The organism is Nostoc sp., from assembly GCF_036917435.1.
Lineage (GTDB): Bacteria > Cyanobacteriota > Cyanobacteriia > Cyanobacteriales > Nostocaceae > Nostoc.
In genome coordinates this window covers 89,622-112,913 of sequence record NZ_JBALDM010000018.1, presented here as the reverse complement: position 1 = coordinate 112,913, position 23,292 = coordinate 89,622, and the positions used below count along the sequence as shown (strand labels likewise).

Annotated in this window: 13 protein-coding genes and 1 pseudogene; 6 read left to right on the top strand and 8 right to left on the bottom strand. The window is 39.8% G+C overall.

Translation table 11 applies throughout. The features are described 5' to 3' along the window. Positions 1 to 59: 59 nt before the first annotated feature. The 6 genes and pseudogenes from V7K98_RS07770 to mfd all read right to left on the bottom strand — a co-directional run bounded on the left by V7K98_RS07770 (position 60) and on the right by mfd (position 5,511). Positions 60 to 434, bottom strand: a complete 375-nt coding sequence (locus tag V7K98_RS07770) for a DUF5615 family PIN-like protein (RefSeq protein ID WP_335020413.1) — start codon at positions 432 to 434, stop codon at positions 60 to 62. Further along, a complete protein-coding gene (locus V7K98_RS07765) occupies positions 431 to 760 on the bottom strand; it encodes a DUF433 domain-containing protein (RefSeq protein ID WP_335020411.1) in 330 nt (109 codons plus the stop codon). Before V7K98_RS07765 ends, V7K98_RS07770 begins: the two co-directional genes overlap by 4 nt. A gap of 27 nt (positions 761 to 787) precedes the next feature. After that, a pseudogene (locus V7K98_RS07760) lies at positions 788 to 1,108 on the bottom strand (TRCF domain-containing protein); the annotation flags it as partial. An 11-nt stretch (positions 1,109 to 1,119) separates the two neighbouring features. After that, the gene (locus V7K98_RS07755; protein WP_335020409.1) at positions 1,120 to 1,458 is read right to left on the bottom strand and encodes a type II toxin-antitoxin system RelE/ParE family toxin; all 339 of its coding nucleotides are present in this window, start codon (positions 1,456 to 1,458) and stop codon (positions 1,120 to 1,122) included. Beyond that, positions 1,442 to 1,705, bottom strand: a complete 264-nt coding sequence (locus V7K98_RS07750; RefSeq protein WP_335020408.1) for a hypothetical protein — start codon at positions 1,703 to 1,705, stop codon at positions 1,442 to 1,444. The genes V7K98_RS07755 and V7K98_RS07750 overlap by 17 nt, the downstream gene beginning before the upstream one ends. A 215-nt stretch (positions 1,706 to 1,920) precedes the next feature. Continuing rightward, positions 1,921 to 5,511 (bottom strand): transcription-repair coupling factor, encoded by a 3,591-nt coding sequence (mfd, locus tag V7K98_RS07745; RefSeq protein ID WP_335020406.1) that lies wholly within the window; start codon positions 5,509 to 5,511, stop codon positions 1,921 to 1,923. 240 nt (positions 5,512 to 5,751) lie between these two features. Here mfd and V7K98_RS07740 point away from each other — a divergent pair, with 240 nt between their 5' ends. Next, positions 5,752 to 7,071, top strand: coding sequence for a hemolysin family protein (locus V7K98_RS07740; protein WP_335020404.1), 1,320 nt, complete (start codon positions 5,752 to 5,754; stop codon positions 7,069 to 7,071). An 87-nt stretch (positions 7,072 to 7,158) separates the two neighbouring features. On the opposite strand, the gene V7K98_RS07735 is transcribed toward V7K98_RS07740, so the two are convergent. Then, the gene (locus V7K98_RS07735; RefSeq protein ID WP_335020402.1) at positions 7,159 to 8,343 is read right to left on the bottom strand and encodes an aldo/keto reductase; all 1,185 of its coding nucleotides are present in this window, start codon (positions 8,341 to 8,343) and stop codon (positions 7,159 to 7,161) included. A 404-nt stretch (positions 8,344 to 8,747) separates the two neighbouring features. Beyond that, the gene (locus tag V7K98_RS07730) at positions 8,748 to 14,660 is read right to left on the bottom strand and encodes an amino acid adenylation domain-containing protein (RefSeq protein ID WP_335020400.1); all 5,913 of its coding nucleotides are present in this window, start codon (positions 14,658 to 14,660) and stop codon (positions 8,748 to 8,750) included. Between the two features lie 1,394 nt (positions 14,661 to 16,054). On the opposite strand from V7K98_RS07730, the gene V7K98_RS07725 reads away from it, so the two are divergent. The 5 genes from V7K98_RS07725 to V7K98_RS07705 all read left to right on the top strand — a co-directional run bounded on the left by V7K98_RS07725 (position 16,055) and on the right by V7K98_RS07705 (position 23,048). Then, entirely contained in the window at positions 16,055 to 17,482 is a 1,428-nt protein-coding gene (locus V7K98_RS07725; protein ID WP_335020398.1) for a sugar transferase, read from the top strand. Positions 17,483 to 17,656: 174 nt separating this feature from the next. After that, a complete protein-coding gene (locus V7K98_RS07720) occupies positions 17,657 to 18,598 on the top strand; it encodes a class I SAM-dependent methyltransferase (protein ID WP_335020396.1) in 942 nt (313 codons plus the stop codon). 587 nt (positions 18,599 to 19,185) lie between these two features. After that, complete coding sequence (locus V7K98_RS07715) at positions 19,186 to 20,619, top strand: oligosaccharide flippase family protein (protein WP_335020394.1); 1,434 nt, start codon at positions 19,186 to 19,188, stop codon at positions 20,617 to 20,619. Positions 20,620 to 20,685: 66 nt separating this feature from the next. Beyond that, positions 20,686 to 21,789 carry a glycosyltransferase family 4 protein gene (locus tag V7K98_RS07710; protein ID WP_335020392.1) on the top strand — a complete coding sequence of 368 codons (1,104 nt, stop codon included), beginning with the start codon at positions 20,686 to 20,688 and terminating at the stop codon, positions 21,787 to 21,789. An 8-nt stretch (positions 21,790 to 21,797) separates the two neighbouring features. Beyond that, on the top strand, positions 21,798 to 23,048 hold the full coding sequence (locus V7K98_RS07705) for an O-antigen ligase family protein (RefSeq protein ID WP_335020390.1): 1,251 nt from the start codon (positions 21,798 to 21,800) through the stop codon (positions 23,046 to 23,048). The last annotated feature ends 244 nt before the right edge of the window (positions 23,049 to 23,292 follow it).

Below are 23,292 nucleotides of genomic sequence, written 5' to 3'. Positions count from 1 at the left end.
TCGCACTTTGCATTTTGTTTAGTCTGCGCCGATACGTTGATTAACCATTCCAGCGCATTTCAAATAAATATTTTAAATATATCTGGGCCGTATATGTGATCAACCAATTCCTCTGCACTGTATATCTTCCAAATCATCAGCAGTCCCTTGATCGCGACTTCAACTGGCAGCTTCTGGGGAACAATGATCAGTCCTGGACTATCATTGCTTCTGATGAACTTGGCAAACTCTGATGGCATTGTCTTAAGATCATGGCTGACGAGGATACGTTCCTGCCATGCTGCGATCGCCAATACTTCAGAATCTTTTACACCTTTTAATCGAGCAGCCCTGGCTGTTTGGAAGTCAATCAAGCGCTCTTGTCGCCGAACTCCCGTAACGATCGCTTGATTCAAATCAGCATCGGCTTGGTAGCTAATATTGTAGCTATTCACGATTCTACCTGTTGTCTTGCTGCCTTGGCTGCCATAAGCTTGTTGTACAAAGCAGGATCGGCGGTTTGTAGTGGTTGAGGCATAGTATCAAATGCTGCTGACTCGGCTTTTAGATAAGCATCAATATCAGCACGATTGGCTAGATAAAACGCGATCGCCCTATAAACTTGTTCAAGTGTCAGTAACGGAAAAGAATTAACAATGCTTTCAGGCGATAATCCTTTTTGGAAAGCATAGACAATCGAGTCCAGGGAAATCCGAGTTCCTGCAACCCAATAAGCATCTTGACGATATTCTACGTAAGATTTAGCTCTTATAACTGACATAGATTTATTTTGACTCTATTCATAAAGTTAAACTACAGCCGCCTCTGGAATTGCACCCTGCATTCTCCCGAAAGCATCAATCAAATTCTGCAATTGTTGATCTGCTTTAAATACTCCTAACCCGCGCACCGTCACTTTACCAGGCGAATACACAAACCGCGTCTTGAGATTGTCTGGTAAATTTGCCGCCAATAAATTCCAAGCTGGTTCCTCCATCGGCGTTTCTAAAACGACGTGCTGCTTGTTTTCTGGTTTAATGCGGCTAAATCCGAGTTTTTTCGCTAGCTGTTTGAGTTCCATAACTCGCAGAAGTTGATTTGCAGAGACTGGTAAAGTACCATAGCGATCGCCTTTAAATCCTAAACTCCATCTTCAAACTGCTCTAAGTCATCTACTGTTAGTGGTGCTTGGCCACTGTGGCGCACATACAACACATTAACTGTAGTATCTCGAATTGTAAAAAGTACTCGGTATACGTTTTTGGCTTTTCCATAAAGAAGTTGGCGTACTTCTTCTGGAAAAATTTCATCTTCGACTGCTAAGGCACAACGTTGGGGCTTCTCTTGTAGGGTAGCAATAGCATTCATCAATTCTCGAAACCAACGATCGGCAAATTCAGGATTCCGCTCTCGATACCAGCGATAAGCTTGCTCAATCTGAGTTTCGGCAATTAGGGTAATCTCAACCTGAAATGCCATACTTTTGCTGCATTTCTTGAATGAAATTTTCAATGGGGCGAGTGTTACCAGCGTTGAGTTCCTCGAAACCTTGTCCAATTCCAGCAATTGTCTCTAATTGCTCGATCAGTTGGCGTAATTTGTTGGGGTCGATTTTGGCAGGGTCTAAAAAGGTGATGAGAACTTGGGAGCGATCGCTAACATCTTGCGGTAGGTGGCTGAGGTGAATTTGTCCATCCTGATAAATGCCTTCGATAGTTTTTATCATAAGTTGAAGTCGGCTTGGTATTTCCTTTAATTCTACTAACTAGATTCAAAGGGTTGGATTTGAAATTCCCGCCTGCTCAAAAGCTTTGCGGCAATCTGCTACTCTTCAATGATTTAAAAGGTAATTCGAGATCGGAGAACCCTGTAAATAAGTCCGAAACCGGGGTTCTAGAGAAAAGTGTTTTTACCATAAGCCTTTTAGTTTGATTTAGATCATCAAACACCAACCGCCTCTGGAATCGCACCCTTCATTCTCCCAAAAGCATCAATCAAATTCTGCAATTGTTGATCTGCTTTAAATACTCCTAACCCGCGCACCGTCACTTTACCAGGCGAATACACAAACCGCGTCTTGAGATTGTCTGGTAAATTCGCCGCCAATAAATTCCAAGCTGGTTCTTCCATCGGCGTTTCTAAAACGACGTGCTGCTTGTTTTCTGGTTTAATCCGGCTAAATCCGAGTTTTTTCGCTAGCTGTTTGAGTTCCATGACTCGCAGAAGTTGATTTGCCGACACTGGTAAAGTACCATAGCGATCGCTCCACTCGGCTGCAATCTGATTTAATTCTGATTTAGATTTAGCTGTCGCCACCGCGCGGTATGCACTCATCTTTTGATCCAAATCGGTAATATAATCTGCTGGGATAAACGCCGTGAGATTAAGATCAATTTGCGTATCCTCCACTTTCGGAATTTCTTGTCCGCGAATTTCCCGAATTGCTTCTTCCAGCATTTCCATGTATAAATCAAAGCCGATGGCATCCATTTGACCGGATTGTTCTGCACCTAGCAAGTTACCCACACCCCTGATTTCCATGTCGCGCATCGCTAGCTGATATCCAGAACCTAGCTGAGTAAATTCCTGAATCGCTCGTAATCGTTGCCGGGCTGCATCAGATAACGTCCGTTGCTTGGGATAAAATAACCAAGCATGAGCTTGGATCCCTGCACGTCCCACACGACCGCGTAATTGATATAACTGTGCTAATCCAAAGCGGTGAGCATCTTCAATCAAAATGGTGTTGACTCGCGGAATATCTAAGCCAGATTCAATAATTGTCGTACAAACAAGGATGTCTGCATCGCCATTACTGAAGGTGAGCATGGTTGATTCTAACTCGCTTTCATCCATTTGACCGTGAGCGATCGCAATCCTAGCCCCTGGTAACACTTCTCGTAAATTGGCTGTTGTCTCTTCAATTCCATCTACTCGTGGAACTACATAAAATACTTGTCCACCTCTGTCTAATTCTTGACGAATTGCACTGCGGATAGCTTCGGAATTTATCGGTGAAAGATGTGTTTTAATCGGTCGTCTAGTTGGGGGTGGTGTAGTAATTAAACTCATTTCCCGAATTCCCGACAAGGACATATATAAAGTCCGGGGAATGGGAGTAGCGGAGAGGGTAAGCACGTCCACTTCAGTTTTCAAGCTTTTAATTTTCTCCTTCTGGTTTACCCCAAAACGCTGTTCTTCATCCACCACCAACAGCCCTAAATCCCGGAACATCACGCCTTTACCCAAAAGTTGCTGTGTACCAACAACTACATCTAGTTCACCAGTTGCTAATCGCTTTTGAATATCGCGGCGTTCTTCAGCAGACCGAAAACGGTTGAGTAAGCCGACATTTACGGGGTAGGGTGCAAAACGTTCTTTGAGTGTATGGTAATGCTGCTGTGTTAAAATTGTCGTTGGCGCAAGGAGTGCCACTTGTTTACCGGCGATGACTGCTTTGAAAATAGCACGAATCGCCACTTCCGTCTTTCCGAAACCGACATCGCCACAAACTAAGCGATCCATTGGGCGATCGCTTTCCATGTCGCGTTTTACATCTTGAACAGCTTTGAGTTGATCCGTCGTGGGTTGGTAGGGAAAAGAATCTTCTAATTCTTCCTGCCAAGGCATATCACCTGGAAAGCTAAAACCTTGTTGTTGCGATCGCGCTGCATACAGTTTCAACAAGTCCACTGCCAATTTTCTAATTGCTTTGCGGACTTTATTCTTGGTATTTTCCCAAGCTTTCCCAGTCATTCTGTTGAGTTCTGGTGCTTTATCACCTCCGGCACGGAATCGGGATAGAGCGCCGACTTGATCGGCTACGACTCTGAGTAACCCATCAGCATACTGCACCACCAAATAATCACGGATTTCGTTATTGATTGTCAAACTTTCCAGCTTGACAAATTTACCAACACCATGATTTCTATGAACTACATAATCACCTGGACGCAGTTTATTAGGATCAACTTGTTTAGAAGTAGCTTTGTGGCGCTTGCGGATATAGCCGGGAGTCGCCAAGGAATGCTGCCCAAAAAATTCCCGATCTGTAACGATTACTATTCGGTATGTCGGCAGGATAAAACCTTGTAATTCCGCAAGACCAGAATATTTTAAGGCAATGGGAATATGGTTGATTTGCAGCTTATCTATCGCTTGATAGTCGCGGGGATTAGGGATAAACTGAGCCGGACAATCATGCTCTTGCAACAGCGAGACAGAACGCGAAGGTTGAGCAGAAAGTAGCCAGATGGAGAAATTGCGATCGCGTTCTTGGCGAATGGTTTCAGCGAGTTTAGCAAACTGGTGCGGCGTGACTGGCAGCGATCGGCTAGAAAGGTTGATCCCACTATTTTCCTCTGAGAGTTCCGATAAATATAGTGTTTTAAATTTGGCAACATCAGCCAAACACTCATCAAAAGACCGATGAATTTTCGGCAATATTAGGGGAGTAGGGAGTGGGGAGTGGGGAGTGGGGTTAAATTCTTCCCCATGCCCCATGCCCAATGCCCCATGCCCAATTTCCCACTGTTCCTGAGCATTTTCTACCCAGCGATCGCTATGAGCATGACACTGTTCTGGTTCATCAATGGCAATCAGGGTATTTTCTGATAAATAATTTAGCAGAGATGCCGGTTGCTCGAAAGCTAACCCCAAAAACCGCCGACTACCCTCAATCAGTGATGAGTGCTGAGTGCTGAGTTCTGAGTTAATTTCTGACTCAGCACTCAGCACTCGAAACTCAGCACTATTTTTCAGTGCCGCCATCACAATAGGAGCAAAACTAGTAGGGGTAAGAATTAACTGGCCAACTTTATCGAGGGCGGAACGTTGGGTTGCAGGGTCAAATTCCCGCATTTGCTCAATTTCATCACCAAACCATTCCAGCCGCACTGGAAATTCAGATGAAACTGGAAACACGTCAACAATATCACCCCGCCGGCTCCATTGCCCTTCTGTTTCCACCAAAGGAACTCTTTCATACCCCAAAATAGTTATTTTCTCACTGAAAGCATTCAAGTCTAATTCCATCCCTTTTTTCAGGGTAAGACAGAATTGTTGAAAAGCTTCTGGCGGAGGTAAATGAGGTTGCAGCGCCCCTTGAGTAGCCACAATTGCCATCTTGGGTAATTGAGAATTGGGATTTGGGATCTGGCTTTCTTCCCCATGCCCCATGCCCCATGCCCCATGCCCTATTTCCAAATCCGCCAATACCTGCATTTGCCCCCAACTCATCTCAGTTTCCGGGTCAAAAGGTTCGTAGGGAGAAGCCTCGGAAGTGGGGTAAAAATGTACTGTCTGCCATCCCATTGCCTCTAGTTGTGCATAAACACGTCCAGCTTCTTCCAGGGTGGCGCAAACCACAAATAAATTCTTACCTTGAGCCTGTGCCAATGCCGAAGCGACCAAACCCTTGGGCAATCGAGAAATGCCATTTAACCGCAATTCTTGTTGTCGGTTTAGCTTAGAAATAAATTCAGTGGTTAGAGGCGATCGCGCTAAGGCACGCACAATAGAAGAAAATGACATAAGTACTATTAGCGGTGGGAGTCTTTGTGAGTCAGAAAATTTTGAGGCAGTTTATGTCAACTATTTTAAAAGTGTTGACAGCCTTCTTATTCTTTGGGTGGAAGAATAATTTACAGCAACTAATAGAATTAAGAACTATAACTACTACTTTATGTACATTCAAAGCATTTATAGAAGCACCTTTAATACTAGATACTAGGTATTGAGCTACATTCGCTCTGATAAGCGGCAATTTTAAACATGTCTTCCATCACTTTTGAAATTTTAATCATTTTGGTGCTAATTATTGCCAACGGCGTGTTTTCTATGTCTGAGATGGCAATTGTCTCAGCCCGGAAAGTCAGGCTGCAACAGCTTGCTAATCAAGGAGATGCGAAGGCAAGGGTGGCATTGAAACTCGCCGAGTCTCCAAATCATTTCCTGTCAACCGTTCAAGTGGGTATTTCCCTAATCGGTATCCTGACTGGTGCTTTTGGAGGAGCAACAATTGCCAGCCGATTGGCAATTTATGTCAAACTTGTCCCTTTGTTAGCACCTTATAGTGAACCGCTCTCCTTTGGAATAGTGGTTTTGCTCATTACCTATTTCTCACTCATTGTTGGCGAATTGGTACCGAAGCGTCTGGCATTAAATAATCCAGAAAGGATTGCCTCGATTGTAGCGATTCCGATGCAAGCCTTGGCTGCGATCGGTTCTCCAGTAATCTTTCTCTTAAGCGCTTCTACAGATTTGATTCTACGAGTGCTGGGAATTACAGCTTCTACCGAGCCGCAAGTCACCGAAGAAGAAATAAAAATCTTAATTGAGCAAGGCACTGAGGCGGGAACCTTTGAGGAAGCCGAACAGGATATGGTGGAGCGAGTTTTTCGTTTAGGCGATCGCGCCGTCAGCTACTTAATGACACCCCGCCCAGATATCGTTTGGTTGGACTTAGAAGACACTCCCGAAGAAAATCGTCAAAAAATGGCTGATAGTGCCTATTCTCGCTATCCAGTTTGTCAGTCAGGACTTGACAACGTGCTGGGTGTAATCCCTGTCACTGACTTATTAGCCAGGAGTTTCCGAGGAGAACCGCTAGACTTAACAGTGGGATTGCGACAGCCCGTATTTGTGCCAGAAAGCACCCGTGGTTTGAAAGTTTTGGAATTGTTCAAACAAACCATTACTCACATAGCGCTAGTGGTGGATGAATATGGCGTAATTCAAGGATTAGTCACTCTCAACGACATCATGAGCGAAATTGTGGGTGATGTTCCTTCAATAGATGGCCAGGATCAACCCCAAGCCGTGCAACGCGAAGATGGTTCCTGGCTTTTGGATGGGATGTTACCTGTAGAGGAGTTTTTAGAACTTTTTGGTATGGAACAGTGGGAATCGGAAGAACGCGGCAGTTATCAAACCTTGGGCGGTTTTGTGATCACCCATCTAGGTCGTATTCCTGCCGCCGCAGATTATTTTGAATGGCAAAGTATGCGAATTGAAGTGATGGACATGGATGGAAATCGCGTAGATAAGGTACTAGTCGTACCGAAGGTAGCTAAATCACCAGATCCAAAATAAATCTGACTAGCGGGAGAGACGCGATTAATCGCGTCTATACAACTTAAAAGTTATTTCTCGCCCAATGCCCAATGCCCAATGCCCAATTTATGAAGTTTTAGATAAACGCTTAACTGCCTCACCACCCAACATCTGATGCGCTTGTTCAAGAACTTGGGGGATTTTATCAGCGTGGGGATTGTGGGCGAGACATTGGCGTAAGTTTAATTCGTCTAAGCGATCGGCTTTATTACCAGGAAACCAGTGACCGCCATTACCAAGGAGGTTGTAGCGCATTTTGGCATACTCTACCATATCGTAGGCGATCGCTAGATTCCACAGCCACAAAATCATCCGAATGTTGACTTCACCAGGGGTTTGGTCAAAGGTTGGTAGATTTTTTTCCCAAGATTTTACCCAATCTTCTCCCAAAGTAGCGATCGCTTCTGACTCCAATCTGGCTAAAATTGGTGGCAAAATTTCTGATGCTCGATCTACTAACTCTAAAGTCTTCAAGTGTTCATCAAAATCTTCTGGTTTTGCTGCTCCCACACTCAAAGTATGCACCTCTTGATGACTCAAACAAAACAAATCATTAAACACCATTGGACTCAATGGGGCGCAAAGATCCACTAACTTTTGTGGAGGTTCATACAACAAACCGCCTTTATTAGATGGACTAATAATAAACACCCCCATATCGTGGCGTTTAGCTGCTTCAATTGCCGCCCAATTCCATTGATTAATGTAGTACCAGTGCAGGTTTACATAATCAAATAGATTAGTATTAATTGCCTGCACAATTATATTTGTTGAACCGTGTGTAGAAAAGCCAATAAATCTAACTTTTCCCTCAGCTTGCAACTGCTGTGCTACTTCCAAACAGCCACCAGGACGGATGCTGTAATCGAATGAATCGGTATGGTTGATACCGTGTAATCCTAAAAGATCAACATAATCTAGCTGAAGATTTTTTAATGATTGTTCAAACGTCTCGCGGAATTCTTTCGCATCTGCCTTTGGGCCGATTTTGGTTTGAACAATTAACTTTTCACGAGGAAACTGGGGCAATATTCTTCCCAATTGCATTTCAGAAGTACCATAACCACGAGCAGTTTCAATATGATTTATCCCAATCTTAACTGCCCTTCTAATCGTCGCTTCCAGATTCGCCTGGTTATCAGCAGGAATCTCATGATTGGGAACATCTTCCCATTTGAACTGATATCTCATGCCACCGCAGGAAAACACTGGCATCTGTAATTCTGTGCGTCCAAATCGTCTATATAGCATCAGTAAATTGTGGATTGCTTACTAACATAAAACCTAAAAATGACATTAATTTAAGCCTACAGCGTCACAATAATTACCTCTGTTCAATCCGTGACACTAACAAGATTTATTGCATATTAAATCGGTCAAGTCTTTTGGTTAAGTAAGTGGGTCAAATTAAATATAAAATCTCACCCTGCCTCCGGCTTCCCTCTCTGATACTTTGGAGAGGGATTGAGGGTGAGGTTTGATCTTAATATTTAATTACGCCTACCTACTTATTTGACTGCGACCACTGTTCTCGTTCCACAGAATAATTATCTCATCCTAGTTACAACTAGCAAGCCTTTTTCGATTATTCGCCCAATTTGTGTTTAGACCAGTAGTGCTGAATTCTGTTCTGATAAACTGAGTAAAAATTCAAATTAGTTTTTTGGAGACTGTGCCTGAGTTAAGCAATTTCTTAATATTTCGGCTAATACCTGTACGTTGGGTTCATTAAGTAGGGCAAGGTGAGATCCGGGAACGTAATGAATATCTAATCCTTCAGTCACTAGGTTGCCCCAGCCGAATTCGGGATCGTATTGTGTGCCTATAGCTTCATCTCGATTAGCATCTTCTGTTCGTAAGAGGGTAGCTCGACCAAGGTAAGGTGTAAATATATATTGACTGACGGCTTGAGTATTAGCATTTATAATTTTAAAATGCTTGTCAGTTTCAGCTAAAGGAAGCACATCTTCCAAGTAACGTCTATATTTATTTTGGAGATTTTCCTTACGCCAATGACTCCATTTGAAAATCTGTTGCCAAAGATAGCTAGGCCCTTTTTGAACTAGGTTATTTAAATGCAAAAGAAGTCGCTTGATAAATGATGCCCGCCAACTATAACCTGGACGACAACTATCAAGGATAACTAGAATACCAACTTCTTTACCTTGCTCTTGGAGTTGCCTAGCCATCTCAAAAGCAACTACACTCCCAAAAGAATAACCTCCCAGAAAATAAGGCCCATTCGGCTCAAAGGTCTGGATTTCTTGGATGTAATGAGCAGCCATATCTTCAATCCGCGACGGTGACGGCTTTTTTCCGTCTAGTTCTTGTGGCTGGAGTGCATAAAATGGTTGATCTGATCCCAGATGCATTGCCAATTCCCGGAAACACAATACTTCTCCACCCAGTCCATGAATACAGAAAAAAGGTGGTTTGGAACCATTGGGTTGAATTTCTACTAGAGATGACCAGCTAGATTTTGATTGGTCTAAGGTAGTTGCTAAAGCCAAGTTTCTTGTTTCATTTTCTTCTTCTTGGCAGATTATTTTGGCTAGAGCCTCTACAGTACCTGACTGGAACAGAATGGCAAGGGGCAGATTTTTATTAAATGTCTTCTCGATTTGCCAAAACAGTTTTACTGCTAATATCGAATGTCCTCCTAACTCAAAAAAGTTGTCTCTGATACCGATAGGCTCAATACCTAAAACTTGTTCCCAAATTTTGGTCAGTTGTAATTCTAATTCATCGCGGGGAGCAAGATATGTGTTTTCCGAATCAAGCCTTGTTGAGTCTGGTGCTGGTAAAGCGCGGCGGTCGATTTTGCTGTTGGGGGTTAGGGGTAGGCTATCTAATAAAACGAAAGCACTAGGAACCATATATTCTGGCAATTTCTGTTTAAGAAAGTGGCGCAGTTCATCTCTGGTTGGTGTCTGTTGTGGGTGAGGAATAATATAGGCGACTAGTCGCTGGTTTTCTAAATTATCAGCTTTAGCTATGACGACATTTTGCTGTACGCTTGGGTGTTGTGCTAGTAAAGCTTCAATTTCTCCTAGTTCGATGCGGAAACCACGAATTTTTACTTGATTATCGAGGCGACCGAGATATTCAATATTACCATCACTTAGGTAGCGGGCTAAGTCACCTGTTTTGTAAAGGCGGCTTTCAGAGTCACAACTGAAGGGATTATCAATAAATTTTTCTGTTGTTAGTTTAGCCTGATGAAAATAACCCCGTGCTAAACCTGCACCACCAATATGCAATTCTCCCGGAACACCCATAGGTAGAGGTTGCAAATATTTATCTAAAATGTAAATCTGGGTGTTGACTATGGGACGGCCAATGGTAACTAAAGCTTCTTGCTGCTCAATTCGATTAATTGTAGACCAAACAGTTGTTTCTGTTGGCCCGTATAAGTTCCAAACTTCAGCAACTCTTTGATGTAAATGTTGAGCTAAATTTTGAGGTAAAGCTTCACCACCAGACAGAATTTTCAGTTGTGCATTTCCTTTCCATCCTACTTCTAGTAGCATTTGCCAAGTCACAGGGGTGGCTTGCATAACAGTTGCATCAGAGTTATTGAGTTGTTGTAATAACTTGAACCCGTCAGCCGCAACTTCCCGACTGACTAAAATTATCTTGGCTCCTAGTGTTAAGGGGAGAAAAATTTCTAAACCCGCAATATCAAAAGATAGAGAAGTAACTGACAACAGACTATCAAGATTAGTTAATTGTAGATGCTGTTGCATCCCTGTGAGGAAGTTAAGGACGTTGCGGTGAGTAATTTGTACACCTTTGGGTTTGCCTGTGGAGCCAGAAGTATAAATTGTGTAAATTAAATTATCGGGTGTAACGTCTGTTTTTGGCGAATTTTGCTGATGTGCGGCGATAGAATCTCTGTCGCTATCTAAACAGATAACTTGGGCTTGGTGAGATGGAAGAGTTTTTAATAAATGTTGCTGAGTTAATAAAATAGAAATTTGTGAGTCTTGCAACATGAACGCCAAGCGCTCTTGGGGATAGGCTGGGTCTAAAGGTACATAGAATGCACCTGCTTTTAGGATACCTAAGAGTCCAATTATAAGATTTAGCGATCGCTCTACACAAATCCCCACAGCCATTTCTGGTTTGACTCCCAGTGATTGCAGATAATGCGCTAGCTGATTAGCATAATCATTGAGTTCCTGGTAAGTTAATTGCTGGTTCTCAAAAATTACGGCAATGGCGTTGGGAGTTCTTTCGGTTTGATCTGCAAATAACTGATGGATGCAGGTATTTTTGGGGTAGTCAGTTTGAGTATTATTCCACTCCACCAGTAGCTGATGCTCCTCAGATGCTGTTAACAGAGGTAAATTTGCAATCTGCTGTTCTGGGTTGGTGACGATCCCTGCAAGTAAAGTTTGGAAATTCCCTAGCATTCTAGCGATCGTTGTATCATCGAATAAGTCTGTGTTGTATTCAATTCCAGCTTTGATCCCCTGTGAAGTTTCTTTAATATCGAGGGTAAGATCAAACTTTGCTGCGCTGCTATGGACTTCTAGAGGAGTAATGGTTAATCCCGGAAGTTCCCAAACTTGACTTGGGGTATTGTGGAAGGCAAACATTACCTGAAAAAGTGGCGAGTGGCTCATATCTCGCTCTGGCTGTAGTTCTTCTACTAGCTTTTCAAAGGGTAAATCTTGGTGGGAGTATGCTCCTAGTGTTACTTCTCGAACTTGACTAAGTAACTGCCGGAAACTTGGATTGCCTGCAAGTTTAGTGCGTATGGCTAGGGTATTGACAAAAAAGCCAATCAAACCTTCGGTTTCAACTTGGTTCCGACCAGCAATAGGCGAACCGATGAGAATATCTTCTTGCCCAGTGTAGCGATACAATATTGTCCCAAAAGCCGCCAGCAATGTCATGAATAGTGTGACACCCTGCTGATGCGAGAGTTCTTTTAAGGAGGCACTCAGATTTTGAGGTAGCATCAGGGATTGCACTGCTCCCTGGTAAGTTTGAACTGGTGGCCGTGGTCGGTCGGTTGGTAATTCTAATACAGTATTAGCACCTGCTGACTGGGTTTTCCAATATTCGATTTGGCTGGAGAGTTTTTCACCCGATAGCCATTGGTGTTGCCAAACAGCAAAATCGGCATACTGGATGGGCAATTTTGGCAAGGGAGAAGCCTTCCCGCTCAAAAAGGCTTGATAAAGTTCTGCTAACTGCTGCCCAATAATGCCTAGCGACCAGCCATCTGAGGCGATGTGGTGCATAACCAACAAGAGTATATGCTCCTGTTCATCCACCTGGAGCAAAGTCGCTCGCAGCATCAAGTCAGATTCTAAATTGAAGGGGCGTTGCGTCTCTTCTCTTAGCAGAGATTCAACTTGCTCCTGTGTTATCTCAATTATTTTGAGTTCCACAGTCCGAGGCGTGCCAATTACTTGTATCGGGCTGCCATCAACTGATGTAATAAAGTTGGTTCGCAGTGCTTCATGATGGACAACGATCGCATCTAATGATTGTTGTAATACAGCGACATTTAACTTACCCGTTAAGCGGTGTGCATTTGAGAGGATATATGCTCGGCTATCGGGTTGCAACTGCTGCAAAAACCAGACTCGCTGCTGGGCAAAAGATAAAGGGGCTGATTCCCGGTTGGCTATGTACGGAATAGTCTGATCTTGGGGATCATTTCCTCGACTGTTATTTTGGGTGAATACTTGAGCTAAAGTAGCGATCGTGGGATTCTCAAATAATACTTGCAACGGTATATCTATCTGAAAAGCTTGGCGAACCCGAGAAATTACTTGAGTGGCCAGCAGTGAATGACCTCCCAATTCAAAAAAATTGTCATGGATTCCCACTTCTTGTAGACGTAAAACTTTCACCCAGATGCCGGCTAAAACTTCTTCTGTAGCATTCTGCGGTGGAACAAAGTTACTTAACAACCTAATATCAGATATATCCGGTGCTGGCAAGGCGCGGCGGTCTATTTTACCATTGGGATTTAATGGCAGACTCTCCAAAAATACAAAGAAACCAGGCACCATGTATTCAGGCAACCGAGTTTCCAAAAATCGACGCAATTCCATCTGGCTAGGGATTTGCTCTGGATTTGGAACAATATATGCAACAAGCTGCTTGTCACCAGGAACATCCTCTCTAGCTATGACTAAGGTCTGTATCAGTCTCGGATGTTGACTTAGTACGGCTTCAATTTCTCCTAATTCAATTCGGAAGCCACGTATTTTTACTTGGTGGTCAATGCGACCAAGAAACTCGATATTTCCATCGCTTAAGTAACGCGCCAAGTCCCCAGTTTTGTAAAGACGTGCCCCAACTTCAGAGCTAAAAGGGTTAGAAATGAACTTCTCTGTGGTTAATTCAGGACGGTTAAGATAGCCTCGCGCTAGACCAATACCCCCAATATGCAGTTCACCTGATTCACCAACAGTTACAGGCTGCAAATTTTCATCAAGGATATGAATCTCTGCATTGGCAATGGGGCGACCAATGGGAGCAGTAACATAATTAGTCCCACGTTCGCAAGTCCAGAAAGTGGTATCAATTGAAGCTTCTGTCGGGCCATAGCAATTATGGAGAACATTGTCAAAATTGAGTTGGGCAAAGAAGCGTTCTATGAGTTCGCCAGGTAATGCTTCACCACCAGAGGTAATATGCCGGAGAAATCGGCAATTCTCAATTCCCTTCTCTTCTAGTAAGACACGCAGTATAGAAGGTACTAAGGCCAAGACGCTGATTTGCTGCTCAGTAATCACCTTCACAAGGTAGGCTGTATCTTGATGTCCACCAGGGCGAGCCAGGATCAATTGCCCTCCGAAGCACAATGGCCAAAATATCTGCCATACAGAGGGGTCGAAGCTAAAAGAAATAGTCAGTAAAACCTTATCTTCCTGAGTTAATTTAAAGGTTGTTTGCCGCCAGTATAGTTGGTTGCGGATACCACGGTGAGGGATCATTACACCCTTGGGCTGTCCTGTAGAACCAGATGTGTAGATTACGTAGATGAGGTTATCATCTTTCGTTTGATTTACAGGATTTTCCTGACTATTTTGGGCGTTAGCTTGCCAGTTTGAATCCAGACAAATTACTTGTGCTTGGTGCGGCGGTAAGTTATTGACAAATTTCTCTTGGGTTAACAACACTGGTGCCTGGGTGTCTTCCAAGATGAAGGCTAAACGCTCTGGCGGATATGCGGGATCTAAGGGTACATAAGCGCCCCCAGCTTTGAGAATACCCAGTATTCCTACGATCATTTCCAATGAACGCTCTAGGCAAATACCTACAAGTACTTCAGTCCCCACGCCTAAAGTACGTAGGCGGTGAGCTAGTTGATTCGCTTGTTTGTTTAACTGCCGATAGGTCAGTTGTGTATCTTCATATACTACAGCGATGGATTCAGGCGATCGCTCAACTTGCATCTCAAATATCTGATGTATGCATAGATCCTGATAATGAACTGCTTGCACGTCTTTCCATTCGTGTAGTTGAGTGCCGATGATATAAGTTAAGGCATTTAACGGAGTATTTTGCTTATACTCTGAAGTTTTGCTATTGATCTCCATTTGCTATATATCAACTCCATCAGAAACTAAGATTTTTTATTTATGTATTAATCATTGTATAATTTCGTATGATCAATGATCTATGCCAAAGTGAACATTAACTACTTCAATATCTCTAAAAGAGGGACTACAAGAACAATGCCTAGCTAGCTTTCACAGAAGGAGGCAGATGCTATGAAGGCTTCGGATTTGCACCAATCACGTAATATTACGTCTTCAAAAAGAATTTGGTATTTAAAGTTTTCACTAATCAATTAGGATTATTTACGTCTACCATAGTAGCTACAGCATTTTTCGACAACATCTTATTTCACTAAAACTTTAAAATCGAAAACCGCACTATATTTTGTTGAATTATACCCAGAAATAAGCATTTCTTTCCGGTTTGACTTTAGTTAAAAAATATATTTTCATAATTTTCATAATATTTAGCTTAAACACACTATTCACCAAACCTTATCCTTTCCCATTAAATTTTGCTAAAGGAAAAAATCATTATTACTAAATCTTCATTGTGTTTCTTTTTATGTAACAATAGTGTAAAGTCATAATTTTTGCTTAATTAATTAGAATTGACTAAGTATAGCGATCTGAATACGCCAGAACAGCTCAAAGAGAGGCTGAAAGCTGAGTACTAAAAGTAGTATTTCTCCTCAGTACAAGGCGGAGGATCATGCGGAGGATCATGTAGAGCATCTGCCTCAAGCTTATGTGACTCAGCAATCAAAACCTGAGATTTATTTTCATTAATCTGTAGATAATTCTCTACAAACATTCATGAAACGGACAAAATTCAAGCACCATATCCAGTTCATGTAAAGTTTTGTAACAATAGACAAACTTTTAATGCATTTTGTTGTATGTTGTTTATGTAAGTTTTGTTAATCAGTAATTGTGCGTAAGTAATATAGATAAATTCTAAGCACACATGAGTTAATGCAGCCAAAGAATTGCTAGACTAACTTCGAAAGAGTGTAAGCCTAACATAGAAATAGAAGTACCACTCTGTAATATAACTGTTTTTCTATTACGATATATTACGTAAGTAAACCTAAAAAATCCCTAATATTATTACCTAGACTACTTAATCATTAATGTAAGGATTTCTGTTCTAGCATTGGTGAAATCACCAAAAAATCTTTTTTTGGCATCAAACATCAGAATTTCCATACCAAACTAAAATTATCCTGTGTAACAAAAACCAAGTATTTGGGTAATTAAACGCATTAAAACCAACTACAAGAAAAATTTTTGATCGAGAATTGAAAGTTACTACGAAAATAATCTTTACTAGTCGACTCTAAAGGCAACCTCCTTGGGAAGAAAAATCTGAGATTTACCACTTGTTTGAAATTTCCGTCAAACCTTTAACTACACAACAAGTATTGCCAACTATGAGTAATCAAAGCATTACAACAAATAAATTCACTGAAGTGCCTTTGGATTTACGTGCATCTTCATTAATCAGGGTGCGTAAGGGTTCGTGGTGGTTGAGATTAACAACACTGTTTTTAGTAGACTATGCTCTTCTATCCCTAGCTTGGATCTTAGCTGGTTATCAATTAAATTGGTATGTACCAAGTCATTACTTACCTATTCTAATAACTATTGGAATTCAAATAGGATCGCTAGCGATAGAAGGTATTTATCGAGAAGGTCAAAAACGCTATGACTATTTTAATATTGTCAAATCGCTAACTTTTGCTCATGGATTAATACTCCTAGTTTGTTCTTTGTACAAACCAGTTATTGATATTACACGTCCGAAACTAATATTATTCTCTTGGTTACTAAGCATATTCTTTATTTGTAGTGGAAGATATGCTGTGAATCTGACTCTTGAATATCTGCGTAAACAGAAAAAAATAGTTCGTTCTTCTGTCTTTATTATTTGTGATCCTCAAGATAATGAGCAAATTTCTAGCTTTATCAAAAAGGAAAAACATTATATTGTATCAGGAACTGCTCATGCTAGTTCATTAGACAGATATCAACGTCAAAAAACATTGAATCAGCTTAATGAATTAGGTGTAACAGAGGTTTTTATATCTTGGGATGCTCTAAAAAATAGAATGTTTTTATGCTGGTTATTTCAAGCATCTGGCATCCAAGTACATATTTTACCGATGGAATTAAAACCAATTTATAGAAATGTAGAATTTAGTAAAATAGGAGGAATGCCCTGTCTGAATTTGGATTGTCCTATCATTACAGGTAAGGATTTTTGGATAAAGCGTAGTTGTGATTTTCTTTTTGCAACTTTATTTGTAATGTTATCGTTCCCTATTTATGCAGCTATAGCTATAGCTATAAAACTGGACTCTCCTGGCACGGTATTTTACAGACAAATCCGCATAGGTTTACATGGTCAACAGTTTAAAGTATGGAAATTCCGAACTATGAGGTCTGATGCAGATAAATTGCAGAAAGAACTAGAAGCTTTAAATGAAACTAAAGATGGAATTATCTTTAAAATTAAAGACGATCCTCGGATTACCCGGATTGGAAAATTTCTCCGTCGTTACAGCTTAGACGAATTACCCCAACTTTTTAACGTTATCCTTGGAGAAATGAGTGTAGTAGGACCTCGTCCATTACCTACTAGAGATGTAGATAAGTTTTCTGAACATCATTTTATTCGGCATGAAGTTTTACCTGGTATTACAGGTCTTTGGCAAGTCTCAGGCCGCTCAAATATTTTAGATTTTGAGCAAGTGATAAATCTTGATCTTAACTACATTGAGAATTGGTCTCTTGGTTTAGACTTTGAAATTCTGCTCAAAACAGTTATGGTAGTTTTGCAAAAAGACGGTGCTTACTAAGGTTAGTGTTAGCAAACTAAGGAATTAGCCAAGAAAGCCATTTCTTTATCAAGACTAGATAATGTCCATAACAAACGACCCGTTTTTTCTTGAACGTTATGAAAAGTAAGATTTATATCCTTACTTTACTTAACTTAACTTCCACATAAACCCATTAGACTAAAAGAGTTAATTATGGAACCAAGAGGACTTGAGCTAATAACTCGCTATAAGCGCACCTATAGCATCCCTGCTGAGGCTGAAATCACGGAACAAATGATACTTGACCACTGGGACTTAGAAAAAAAATTGACAAAAGACCTTTTAGAATCGAACTCACAAAATCGATGGGAAGTATTTGAGCAAGCCTATACTACTCTTTATAGTAAATTAGAGTGGCAACACTCTTTTTTGCCAGATAGTAAACCAAGTCTGGATAAATATAAAACTCTGCTAGAAATAATCGGTTCTCCACCTAAGAAAATTTACGAAGTTGGTTCTGGCAAGGGAGAAATGATAGAATATCTAGCTAAATATGGATTTGAATGCAAAGCTACAGAAATTACAAGGGAACGTGGTTCCAAATATATAACTGATTCTTCACTGAATTTGTCTTGGGGTAATACTGATGGTGTAAATTTAGACAATTTTGAACAGAAGGAATTTTATGATCTAGTAATATCTAATCAAGTTATTGAACACTTTCATCCAGACGATTTAACTACACACTTTGAAAGTGCTTACAAAATTCTTGTGAAACAAGGGAAATACATTTTTACAACACCTCATTGTCATACAGGCCCTCACGATGTATCGTCAGTTTTTGGCTATGATAATCCTCATGGTATGCATCTTAAAGAGTATACATATAGAGAATTACATGATTCTTTAAAGATAGCTGGATACAAACGTATTTATTGTGCTATACCATCTCATTTGAGAAAATTATTATCTATATTAGGTTTTAAGAAAGAAGAACAAATAATAGCAATTAGTCTTTTCTATTTGAACGTCATGTTTATTGTAGAAAATATTCTTTTCATAATCCCCAATAAAAAAGTGCGTCGTTCTTTTAGTAAATTGCTGAGAAAAGTTTATTTATTTGCGGACAATATTTTTTTAGTCGCCCAAAAATAAAATTTTGCCAACCCATATTCTAAGTAGTCGTACAGAATTAATTACACGAAAAAGGGGCTAAAATTATTGTCTTGTAAAGAATCAATATGTAATTAATTCTGTCGGGTTACTTAGCATTTACTGATGTGATTGTGATAAGGTTAAGTTTTGAAAATTGCTAGATTTTCCTCAGTTACTTAAAAACGCTAGATAGTGATTCTCGTTTGGATGCAATACGATTCTCCTGAACGTAAAATTATTTTAAAATCCTTGATTTTCTGCTAGATATCTATCAATAATTTGACACTATTGATAACCAGCTTTATCAACTAAAAACCTTGCCTACCGAGACTTGTATCTTATAAAACAAGGATTTTAGAAGTTGTGCATATACGAGAGTTCTTAAAAGCAGAGAGGCTTTGAATCATACTTCTCTTCTGGGGTTACAGCACTTCCGGCGGCTATGAGGTACATCCTCAAAGCTAAAAGCTATGATAGGAGAGGGGCAAGAAAAAAACTGTATTGCATAATAGCCGGAAGCGCTGTAAGGTTTGTATTCTATGCAATTGAGAACCGTTATATATTAATTTAACTATAATTCGCAAAAAATGGGACAACGAAAACTACTAACAAATTCTCTCTCATTGTTAGTGAATCGTTTAGTACAAAGCATTACAAGTTTTGTGTTAGTTGCATCTATAGCTCGTACTTTAGGACCGTATGATTTAGGGCGATATCTATTAGCATTTAGCTACTACTATATCTTTATGGTCATTGGTTCGCAGGGTCTAAAAACCTTGTTTACGCGAGAACTGTCTCGTAATCCACAAGAAATGCCTTCTTACCTGGTGAGTGGTACTTTCTTGCAGATGCTTTTAAGCATTATTGCTTATGTGGCGCAGGTCGTTGTGGTGTTTTTACTCCCCTATAGTTCGGACACTTCAACTACTTGCTACATCATGGGATTAACAATCATTCCGTTTTCGCTTTCCAACATCACAGAGGCAATTTTCCAGGCTCAAGAGAGAATGAATTTGATTTCCATCTCTACAGTGCCAGTCTATGTTCTACGCTTATTGATAATGCTCTGGTCTTTGCATCTGAATTATGGAATAAATCATTTAGCAGTGATTTTAGCAATTTCCGAAACCCTAGTTTTTGTAATTGAATGGATTTTAATTACAAGAGTGGTCACACCAAAATGGGAAATTAAGAAAGATTTTGTATGGCACTTATTTAAGTCTGCTTGGACATTTATGCTTATTGATGCAGTAGGTATACTTAGTACTAGAATGGCAATCGTAATTATCTCCCTCTTAGGAAGTGAGTTGATGGTTGGTCTTTATGGTGTGATCGGACAATTAATGCTACCTTTTTCCTTAGTTACAGATAGTGTAAGTATGGCTGCTTTTCCTGCTATGACAAAGGCAGTAGCTCTAGGAAAGGAGAAGTCACGTTCAATTACCGAAAACATTATAGAAATGCTTTTGTGTATCGCATTACCGTTTATTGTTGTAGTGTTTTTTGTTGGAAATGATTTAATAACATTTGTTTATAAAAATCCTGATTTTAGTCAGGTAAGTTTAGTACTTAAGGTAAGTTGTTTATCACTTATTACATACCCATTTGTGCGAACATTTGTTTATGTGCTTTTAGCTAATGGTTTTGAGAAATTTAACTTAATTGAGGTTATTGCTACCAATATTGTAGGATTATCCTCAGGGGTAATATTGATTTCACAATATCAACTAATGGGTGCAGCGTTTATGCAGTTAGCAATGGGTTTTACTAGTTTTAGCTTACTTGTATACGTTGTGTACACTCAGTTGTTTTCGTTACGTTTATGGCGTATAATACCTCGTCCTCTGCTAATTAGTGTTGGGATGATATTGGTATTTTTGCTCTTACAGAAACTTAGACTAGATTTTATATTGATTTTAATGATTTCAACTTGCTCATATACTTTTTTTGCTGCTTGCTTGGCAATTAATAAATTCGGAGGTGCCCGTTCTATGTGGTTAAAACTATTTAGTAAGAGTTAAGAAGTTAATATAAAGTTGATAAAAGCTGCGTTAGAAAATAAATATTAATTTGATAAAAACTTGTTTATGATTAAAGTTGCTTTATTACATTTTAGCTTTGAAGATTACACCATAGAATTAGCAAACAGTCTAGTTAAATATGTTGACTTAACACTAATTCATCCCGAAAAAATATCAAATATTTGTAGCAATGTTCTTGATTCCAAGATCCGTATCATTAACTTTCAAAAACCACGGATTCGTGACCCTCGTAACCTACTGTCTATGAGCAGTATGATGCGTATTATTAAAGACATACAGCCAGATATTTTGCATGTACAAGAAACTAACGATCCTTGGTATGATTGGACTTTGTTACTGAACAAAATGCCACCATTGGTGACGACTATCCATGATGTATTCCGTCATCCAGGAGATAACATGGCTGTATTTGGTTCCGAATATACTAGACGTATTAGCTTCTACCGTTCCCAACAATTGATTGTTCATACTCATCAACTAAGAAAAATTTTGATTGAACAATTTCGTATACCTCAAGACCGAGTTAATGTTTTACCTCATGGAGAACTTGGTAGTTTATATCAGCGTCGTGATAGTCAAAGTATTCCATCTCGTGAACCATATACCTTGTTATTTTTTGGACGCATATTGCCCTATAAAGGATTGAAATATTTGCTTGAGGCTATGCCCTTAATTGCTGAATGTATACCTGAAGTCAAGCTGATTATTGCTGGAAAAGGAGAAAACATAAAGCAGTATTTCCCTAATGGTTGTGATGAAAAACGCTATGAAATAATTAATGATTTTATCCCCCTTGAAAAAGTAGGTAATCTATTTCAACGCAGTACAATAACAGTTCTGCCATACATCGAAGCATCTCAAAGTGGTGTGGCAGCTTTATCTTATGGAATGGGAACGCTAGTTGTAGCTTCTGATATCGGAGGATTGAGTGAAATAGTTCAGCATAAAAAAGATGGGTTGTTAGTTCCACCCTGTGATACTCGAGCCCTAGCTGATGCAATAATTTCTTTGTTAAGCGATCGCTACTTACAACAACAAATGCAAACTGCCGCACTTGCTCGTTGTCAAGAAGATTTAAATTGGTCAAATATTGCCGCTCAAACAGCCCAAATTTATCAAAGAGAAGTGAATATGCAAAAGAGAAATTAAGTTAATTTATGAGAAAATTATTAATTTTTGCTGAACAAGGATTTACAGTTGCAGCCTTGCTGATGTATTCAGGGGCGATCTTTGTATTAATTTTGTCAGGAGGAGCAAGCCAAGATGACATAGTAGAATATGATACCTCCTTGATTCGGATTATTTTTTTCTTATTCTACGCTGTTACCTTTTTTTTACTAGTTTTACGTTGGAAAAAAACTCTTTATTTCTTTGTTCTTGCTAAAGATATTTTACTTTATTCTTTAATAGTATTGGTAATTGTTTCTATTACTTGGTCTTTTGAACCATCAACAACACTTAAAAATAGTTTTACCCTCCTTAACTCCAGTTTATTTGGTGTTTATTTTGCTTCACGATATAGTTTAAAACAACAACTACATTTACTTGCTTGGACTTTTGGAATTGTTATAGTATTGAGTTTTATTTTTGCTGTAGCCCTGCCTAAGTATGGTATACAAAACGACATTGGTAGCCCAAAGCTGCGTGGAGTATTCGTACACAAAAATGGACTGGGAGCTAGAATGGTAACTAGTAGTACAGTTTTTTTTATCCTTGCTTATCAAGCTAAAAGACGTAGTTTGATTTTATGGGTTGGGTTTAGCTTATCAGTATTACTTTTACTACTTTCTGTTTCTACTTCATCTCTAGTTAACCTATTAATTATAATATTTGCATTTTTTGCTTTTCAGATTTGGCGTTGGTCATATAGAGTCATGATACCAACCCTAATATTGGTGGCAACTATCAGCCAGATTTTATATTTTTGGTTGTCTAATGATGCTGATATCCTGTTCAGTTCGCTTGGTAAAGATTCTACACTGACTGGTCGAACAGAATTATGGCCATTAGTAATGGATATGATTTGGAAACATCCTTGGCTTGGTTATGGTTATGGTGGATTCTGGCAAGGATGGGATGGTGAATCTGCCTATATTTGGCGTGGATCTGGATGGTTTCCCAACCACCCCCACAGCGGTTATCTTGCTCTTTGTCTTGATTTAGGATTTTTAGGGCTAGGGTTGTTCTGTTTAGGCTTTTGTCGTAGTTATCTGAAAGGATTTTCTTGGGTACGTAGTAGTAAAACAGCATTTGATATTTGGCCACTTCTACACATGACATATATCGCCTTAGCTAGCCTTACTGAATCTGCTTTACTGGAATCTAATAGTTTGAATTGGATGCTCTATGTGGCAGCATGTTTATCAGTGAGGATGACACATCAAAATCAAATAATGAAAAAAATGTAGTGATAACATAGAACTTGCCAAAATCTTCTAAAGACATTCTTTTTATGATTGGGATTTAAACCATTACTTAACCCTGTTTCACCAGTTTCTTTCGGACAAATCGATAAATTATTGATAATACAACTAATCAAGATGAAATATCCCATCACACTTTCATGAAAGAGAGTTAATTAAAGCAAAAATCAGTATAGACTGGTATTACATGTACTTCAAATAACCCTCATCAAGGCTACCAACATATTGG

Excerpts from the sequence above, each read along its gene's own strand:
- V7K98_RS07765 (WP_335020411.1), bottom strand. The coding sequence starts at position 760 with ATGTCAGTTATAAGAGCTAAATCTTACGTAGAATATCGTCAAGATGCT.
- V7K98_RS07755 (WP_335020409.1), bottom strand. The coding sequence starts at position 1,458 with ATGGCATTTCAGGTTGAGATTACCCTAATTGCCGAAACTCAGATTGAG.
- V7K98_RS07750 (WP_335020408.1), bottom strand. The coding sequence starts at position 1,705 with ATGATAAAAACTATCGAAGGCATTTATCAGGATGGACAAATTCACCTC.
- mfd (WP_335020406.1), bottom strand. The coding sequence starts at position 5,511 with ATGTCATTTTCTTCTATTGTGCGTGCCTTAGCGCGATCGCCTCTAACC.
- V7K98_RS07740 (WP_335020404.1), top strand. The coding sequence starts at position 5,752 with ATGTCTTCCATCACTTTTGAAATTTTAATCATTTTGGTGCTAATTATT.
- V7K98_RS07735 (WP_335020402.1), bottom strand. The coding sequence starts at position 8,343 with ATGCTATATAGACGATTTGGACGCACAGAATTACAGATGCCAGTGTTT.
- V7K98_RS07730 (WP_335020400.1), bottom strand. The coding sequence starts at position 14,660 with ATGGAGATCAATAGCAAAACTTCAGAGTATAAGCAAAATACTCCGTTA.
- V7K98_RS07725 (WP_335020398.1), top strand. The coding sequence starts at position 16,055 with ATGAGTAATCAAAGCATTACAACAAATAAATTCACTGAAGTGCCTTTG.
- V7K98_RS07720 (WP_335020396.1), top strand. The coding sequence starts at position 17,657 with ATGGAACCAAGAGGACTTGAGCTAATAACTCGCTATAAGCGCACCTAT.
- V7K98_RS07715 (WP_335020394.1), top strand. The coding sequence starts at position 19,186 with ATGGGACAACGAAAACTACTAACAAATTCTCTCTCATTGTTAGTGAAT.
- V7K98_RS07710 (WP_335020392.1), top strand. The coding sequence starts at position 20,686 with ATGATTAAAGTTGCTTTATTACATTTTAGCTTTGAAGATTACACCATA.
- V7K98_RS07705 (WP_335020390.1), top strand. The coding sequence starts at position 21,798 with ATGAGAAAATTATTAATTTTTGCTGAACAAGGATTTACAGTTGCAGCC.